This is a genomic window from Psychrobacter sp. 1Y4, assembly GCF_051847555.1.
The window spans coordinates 1-641 of record NZ_JBPYDE010000715.1; the positions used below are offsets into that span (position 1 = coordinate 1).

A 641-nucleotide genomic window follows, 5' to 3' on the forward strand; every position below is an offset into this window, starting at 1 on the left:
CTCATTGCTGTGGGTATCGTCGAAGGTGCTATCTCCCTCAAAGACTTTGATGGTAGCAGTATTACGGATGCTCAAGGTGCCTTTGAACAAGAGCTGAATGATTTTGCCGGTAACGATGACTATACCGCATCTGGTCGTGCGGCGATGTTTTTGAAAGGCAAAGTACGCGGCGACTATTTGCTGACGCTGGCTTATGACAGTGACAAAAAAGGCGAGCGATTATTCCGTGATATCGAGCCTGGCGAATACTATCCTGTCTATGGTGACTCATCGGCTAAGGGCTTTGATGCACAATCAACCAGTAAGCTCTATGTGCGTTTGGACAAAGGTCGCTCGTTTGCTGTGTATGGCGATCTAAAAACACAAATTGACAATGATGAAGGCATCAAACTGGGTCAGTACAACCGTACATTGACTGGTCTAAAAGCGCAATTTGAAGATAATAATACTCGCGTGACTGCGTTTTTAGCAGAGACCAGCACTAGTCAGCGCGTTAACGAGACTCGCGGATTAGGTATTTCAGGTCCCTACCCACTAGCGGAGAACTTTGACGCGGTACTAGAAAACTCTGAAATCGTCGAAGTTATTACTCGTGATGCCAATAATCCCGGTCTTATCATCAGCCGTGAGACGCTAACTCG

General features: G+C 46.6%; 1 pseudogene. It reads left to right on the forward strand.

Annotated elements, in window-relative coordinates:
* Positions 1–641 (forward strand): annotated as a pseudogene (locus tag ACS8FC_RS18495) (hypothetical protein); the annotation flags it as partial.